The 6041-nt window shown below is 38.0% G+C and carries 6 protein-coding genes; 2 read left to right on the forward strand and 4 right to left on the reverse strand.

Annotated features, from left to right (window positions below):
• Nucleotides 1-143: 143 nt before the first annotated feature.
• Complete coding sequence (locus ACKI5G_RS07630; RefSeq protein ID WP_407399160.1) at nt 144-398, forward strand: DUF4405 domain-containing protein; 255 nt, start codon at nt 144-146, stop codon at nt 396-398.
• A 25-nt stretch (nt 399-423) separates the two neighbouring features.
• On the opposite strand, the gene ACKI5G_RS07635 is transcribed toward ACKI5G_RS07630, so the two are convergent.
• From ACKI5G_RS07635 to ACKI5G_RS07650, 4 genes are read right to left on the reverse strand one after another with little or no spacing between them, the layout of a single operon-like run.
• On the reverse strand, nt 424-855 hold the full coding sequence (locus ACKI5G_RS07635; protein WP_407399162.1) for a hypothetical protein: 432 nt from the start codon (nt 853-855) through the stop codon (nt 424-426).
• A 4-nt stretch (nt 856-859) separates the two neighbouring features.
• Complete coding sequence (locus tag ACKI5G_RS07640) at nt 860-2323, reverse strand: hypothetical protein (RefSeq protein ID WP_407399164.1); 1464 nt, start codon at nt 2321-2323, stop codon at nt 860-862.
• A gap of 36 nt (nt 2324-2359) precedes the next feature.
• On the reverse strand, nt 2360-4126 hold the full coding sequence (locus tag ACKI5G_RS07645) for a hypothetical protein (RefSeq protein WP_407399166.1): 1767 nt from the start codon (nt 4124-4126) through the stop codon (nt 2360-2362).
• Nucleotides 4127-4175: 49 nt separating this feature from the next.
• Nucleotides 4176-4586 carry a very short patch repair endonuclease gene (locus tag ACKI5G_RS07650; RefSeq protein ID WP_407399168.1) on the reverse strand — a complete coding sequence of 137 codons (411 nt, stop codon included), beginning with the start codon at nt 4584-4586 and terminating at the stop codon, nt 4176-4178.
• A gap of 108 nt (nt 4587-4694) precedes the next feature.
• Between ACKI5G_RS07650 and ACKI5G_RS07655 the strand changes: the two genes are divergently transcribed.
• Nucleotides 4695-5753: an HNH endonuclease gene (locus tag ACKI5G_RS07655; RefSeq protein WP_407399170.1), complete on the forward strand. Its 1059-nt coding sequence runs from the start codon at nt 4695-4697 to the stop codon at nt 5751-5753.
• The last annotated feature ends 288 nt before the right edge of the window (nt 5754-6041 follow it).

Consider the following 6041-nt stretch of genomic DNA (forward strand, 5'->3'; position numbering starts at 1 on the left):
AAGCGGCTCACTTCAATCAAGGCAGCCTAGTTTTTAAGAGTGTGGGTGGCCTCCTTCGTACCCCTTTATTTTATAATTTGTTTATTTCCAATTTAGATTTAAGCCATATAATATATCCAAAATATAGCGAGGGGGTATCTGTTATGAAAAAGAATTATGGACTTGACTGGCTTCTTTTTATCAGTGGTTTAATTTGCATTGTTACCGGTTTAATGCTTGATTTTCACCTTATTTCTGGTGGCAGAGAAGCAAGGCTATTTTACCGGAACATCCATATTTACAGTGGTTATTTTATGGCTGTTGGACTATTGCTACATTTATTCTGGCACAAGAGCTGGATTTCCATGGCCACAAAGAAGATTTTAGGCCAAAAAAATCCCCCTGCTTCAAACCATTAATTAGTTTAAAACAGGGGCTAGAAAGCTATTCAGTTACACATTCCAAGGCTTTATCATAAAGGGCTTCATAAAAGCTGCCCCTGTTGATTGTCCGATAATGAAACTCAAAGGGCTCACTTATTGTTGGGGCCCAACCGGTCACATTTCCATTTTCGTCATAACCGGTTCCAGAAAGCATTACATATTGTTTGATACCGTTATTATCTCTAAAGGCGAACTTTGCCAAACCATATTTATTATCAAGTGTGGTGGTTTTTATCCAGCATATCACATTATCCCCGGCAAATCTTAGGTTTACCCTTTGCACTGATGATACATCAATTTCATAATCTACTTCATCTGTTGAAGTCACCCATTCCCACTGGGCAGCCTGGCAAAATGAAATATTTGCATTAAACCACACAAAGGATAACAGTGTGGCGAGAATAAGGGATAATGGTAACTTATATTTTTTCATGTGTCTATTCCCCTATTTTTAAAAGCAAATCCTCAATACTGTTCCCGCTGAAGAACACCACTCTTTTCTTCAGCTTGCGGGCCCGCTCAATTACCTTGTACCACTGGGCGTGAGCCATGTAGTCAGTTTTAATGACAATAACATCCGCCTTGTCCATGATTTTGGCATCAAAGCCGTAATTATCCGCATCTACAATATTATACTCCGGAGCCGCTTTCTTTAGCTCCGCCTGCCAGTTTGGATGGCCACCAAAGACAACGGCTTTTGTATTTTTGGCCAGCTCCAGCTTTTTTGCCTTGGTGCCCTCGTCCGCATCCACAGCAGCTGGGCGGCTATCATTTTCCTGCAGGATATTTTGCAGGATTTTTATTTGCTCATCTTTAATGGCTGCAGCTTCCTCCAGCTCCCGATTTTTCTTTTTCTCCCGGTCAAGCTCCAGCTGTATGGCATTCAGCTTTTCCTGCCGTTCCTTGGCCAGATTCTCCAGCTCCGCTATTTTGGATGCCATGGCCACGTTCTTCCGCACTATTTCCTTTTGCTGGTCAGATTCACGGACAATACCAGCATAGGCATCCACCATGGCCTCCGCCTCATGGTAAAGCCTTGCAAAACTCCGCATATAGAGGGCCGCTACATAGTAAATGTTTATATCATCAGGAATGCACGCATTTTTTATTATGTTCATTGATATGACATTAAAAATGTCTTGTATTTCTTTGTTGGTGAACCGTTCACCTTCATACATGGAAACAGGAATATTATCCAGCTGGGCAAAATCCCACATCATATTGAATATCCCTGCTTCCGGGCTTTCCGGATCCAGATGTGCCCCTATATCTTCAAGACACTTGCCGCCACAAATATTGGCTGTGCTTTCCATCAGGTCCCTGGCATTTTTTTCTTGCTCCCAGTCCTTTGCAAATTTACGGCCAATATCGGCAAAGTCCCGCATATAGGCTACTTCCTTGCCCTGTACCACTGGCACAATTCTTTGAAAAAGCTCCGAATCATCATCAGGATCCAAATCGTATTTCTCGCAGAAATACATATACAGCGCATAGGCATCATGCAGCCTGTCATCCGTTTTGTTATCCCCAACACGCATAGTATAAAAGACTTCTTCCATGAAGCCGTGGTCAAATTCAAGTCTTTTGGTGTCCTCAAAAATATTGTAAATGGACTTAAAAGCCCGGCTGGCCGCCCTAAACATTTCCCTGTCCAAAGCCTCATCGGACTTGGCCGCCTCGATTATGCCAAGGGCTTTAATGGCACTCATACGGATAGGGAGCCGGTTACCGGTGATAAAGCGACTTTTAAAGCGGTCATTTTTCTTGGCCGCCTGATAAAACTTGTCTTTGTCCGTATTGTATTTTGAATCAATGAACCGCATCATCTTGTTGCTGCGGGCAAAAGCCCCGGCAAGAAGCGCATCATTGCAGTATATGTAGTTTTTCATTTCCGTTTCCATGGTTTACCTCGTTAAAACTCAAGTGGGATAATAATATTATAATGCTTTAATTAAATTATTGATTGGGAACATCAAAATCTTATCCCTATCTTCTTTATTCAGCTTTCCCAGATAATATTTATAATCATCCACATTGCCTAATATAGCTGAGAAGCCAGCCAAAAGCGATGCTTCAGTTTCCTGCCCCCTTAAATCCCTTATTTGATCCTCTTCTTCTTTCGTAAATAGGCGCTTGCGTTTAATGGATTGCATTTTATTAATATAATAAACAGGCAAGTTTTCATGGGAATATAACCAATTTGATAATTCTATGGCGGTTTCCAACACCTCATCATCAGCCACTTCATCATAGGCCGCCAACATTTCCAAAACCAGTGAGTTGACTAAATTACCATAAAAAGCGGAATACTCTATCTTTGTTATTGATTTTATAATTGCCGGATAATATATATTGTCATATTTAAGGAAACTATCCTTTTTCATTTTGACATAAATACTGGAAGGGAATTTATTGCCTTTATCATCTACTAATTCACATCGTATATCTTCTGTATCGAATCCATCCCTGTAGACTATTTTATGATTTGCATCCAAATATCTCACAAGTAAAAATTTTAATTTTCCCACATTAAATATACCAAAGGCAAAATCTGTTGTTCCATTTGATAAAAAATGAGTGTCCTTAACTATTGCCCTGTATAAAAACTGTAAATCCTCCAAATTCTTCTTTGATAAATCTTTAACCAGAATATGCTTTTTAACATGAAGCCTTGCCAATAATTGCTGTACCTTCTTCATGTATAACATTTCTTCCTTTATGAAATCAATCGGAAAATCAAAATCAAAGCTCTCACCCTCGCCAACCCCTTCTATTGATAATCTTCCACCTTGTGCCAGGCCCTGTAAAAATTCCAAATTATACAAATATTCTTCAAAAGTACACTTCTGTGTCAGTCGTATTTTTCCTGTTGTACCATCTTTATTACTCCGAAATGACAGACCATGATTAAATTCAATTGATTTTATTACATCTTTTCCTTTTAATTCTATATGGGCATTATCAAAGTATATTTTATCATTCAAACGCACCTTGATAGGAACATTATGTGCAATCACAGATTTTACATATATTCTGCCAACTGGAAAGTATACTCCATCTTTTTCTTTTGACTTTTCATATAAATACGTCGGTTTATTTTTCCCTATAAAGGAAAAATCCGACGATGTCCAGAAAACATAAGTCCTCTCTTTTGATAATAGCGTATTCAAATTAATTGGATTATTATACGAATAAGCCGTTTGCAATCCCCTATCCCTTATAAATTGTGCAATAACAGACTCCTTTTCTTTTACCTCTTTAGGGAAAGGTATAAACTCAATGTTTTTGTTTTTTTGCCCTTCCTTTATGCCTGCAAGAATTTCTCCTATATTAAATGGCAAAAATTCATTATAAAATATTTTACATGAATCTAACTTATTCTCATCATCTGGCAAATAAACTACAAAATATAGTACACCACCATCTTGTTGGTATACTCTAAGGTCATCTATGCTGACCGAATGAGTAATTGTTTTCTTTTTCAATTCATCTTTATTGACAGTATGCCCTTTAACCTGTACTGGACATCTTCCAGCCCAACACTCTTTATTTTTTCTATTGTTACGAAATAACTGGATTTCCCCATCCCAAGAAATTATTTTGTCATCCGCATTAAGGACCGGATTAAGCCTTGGGCAACTAAGCAATTCTCTTTCCAAATAATTTAACGCACGTTTTTCAATGGTCAACTGATCAAGTTTCATGTTATCCCCCATAAAGAAGACTTTATATATTCAAGATTTTTTTCAAGGCTCATGGTAAATATTTCATTATTTCAGCAATTACACCATCTATGTCTTTTTTTATGTCCGACTCCCAAAACCGAAGCACCAGCCACCCCGCCTGTGTCAGCTGGTCGTTTACTTCTTTGTCCCGTTCCACATTGCGGGACAGCTTCTTCTTCCAGAAGTCCTTGTTTGTGGCCACTTGCTCCCCCGGATCCTGTTCATGGCCACGAGCGTGCCAGAAGTCACCATCTACAAAGACAGCTATTTTATATTTTGTTATGGCAATATCCGGGGAGCCAGGGAGCTTGCGCCAATTCTTGCGGTATCTAATTCCCCGATGCCAAAGAGCAAGGCGAAGCAACCGCTCCGCCTTAGTGTTTTTTGATTTAATACTGGCCATGTTATGGCTGCGCTGAACGGCTGTATGAGTGTCCATATTATCTTTTCCTTAAGTTTTTTTTATTATAACACTAAATATTAATATACTTATGATATAATTATATTAATATTTTTTTAAATAATATAAAGTCGGAGTTGAGTGAACGTGTGCTATTACATCAAAAGAATTGGTCATCAAGAATCAGGTAGCGTTATTGAGGGGGGAACTCCTAACAGAGGTCGCTATATCTATATCAGTAAATCACCACAAGCCCTAGCATTTTTTCCACCTTTATCTGAAGATATTGATAATCATGCATCTATAGTGCCTGTTATTCCCTTGAATTTCCAAAATCCACAACGCGTATATTGTTCATATGTATATAATAATAGCAGGCATTCTCGACAGCAAGAAAATGGACGTGATGAATACCGATTATACTTAAATCATTCTTTATTTTTTCAGGAAGGTGATATAGTAATATTTAAGATGGACCGTGATAATATTACTGCTCCACACTGCAACGATAATGAAGATGAAGTAGGCAATAACCCCATTCATGCTTTATTTATTTATCATTGCAATGACCGAGGATCAGCATTATATAATCAATGTTCACAAATTTTAAACACTAATTATCTTCCTTGGGGACAAAACCGACATGCTATTTTTAATGATCCTTTACCAGAGGTTGAAGAACACATTCAGGCTATTACGGGTAATATAGCAGAAAATTATACCCCTGAAGTAGACGATACCGTTATAAACACTATTACTGGCCCTAATGTTACAAATATTGAAGCATTATTTACAAGCCAAACAATGTTTCGTGACTTTGTTTTGACTGGCTATAATTTTGAATGTGCTATAACTCATAATGTAATTCGATATAACAATCTATATAATCTTGAGGCTGCGCATATTATGCCAAGGTCACATGGTGGTACATTTATACCAAGTAATGGTATCGCACTATCTCAAGATTTGCATTGGGCTTTTGATCAAGGTATGTTTTATATAGATGATGATTATAATGTTATTGTCCATCCTCACATGATGGATGGCTATTTGCGTCAATTTGACCATCAACAGATATTTATCCCAACAAATCCATTCTTCAGACCTGCTCCAGAAAGTCTGTCGTATCACCGTGAAAATGTGTTTGGACTTTTTGAACACTCCGCTTCACTGAGGAATGCGCCGGGGTATAGGGGAAATCGATAATATTGCGTACGATATGTAAATTTATTCCTATTACAAGTGTCAAAAAAAAGCAGAACCATAAGGTTCTGTCAGACCGTAGACATACAGTCCTTCTAGTTATCCACTAACTAGGTAGGACTGTATTTTTATGCGTATTTTTGTTGCCAGATAGGAATTATTCTTAAATTCCAGGACAAGTTTTGTAATAAAGCGACAATAGTTGGTGAGAGCGTGCCGGCCCTCTTCTTCCAAAGAGTAAGTTTTTTCAAATTCATGCACGCAAAAGTAAGCGTCACCTGCATTTTAATT

The organism is Anaerovibrio sp. (genome assembly GCF_045637405.1).
GTDB lineage: Bacteria > Bacillota > Negativicutes > Selenomonadales > Selenomonadaceae > Anaerovibrio.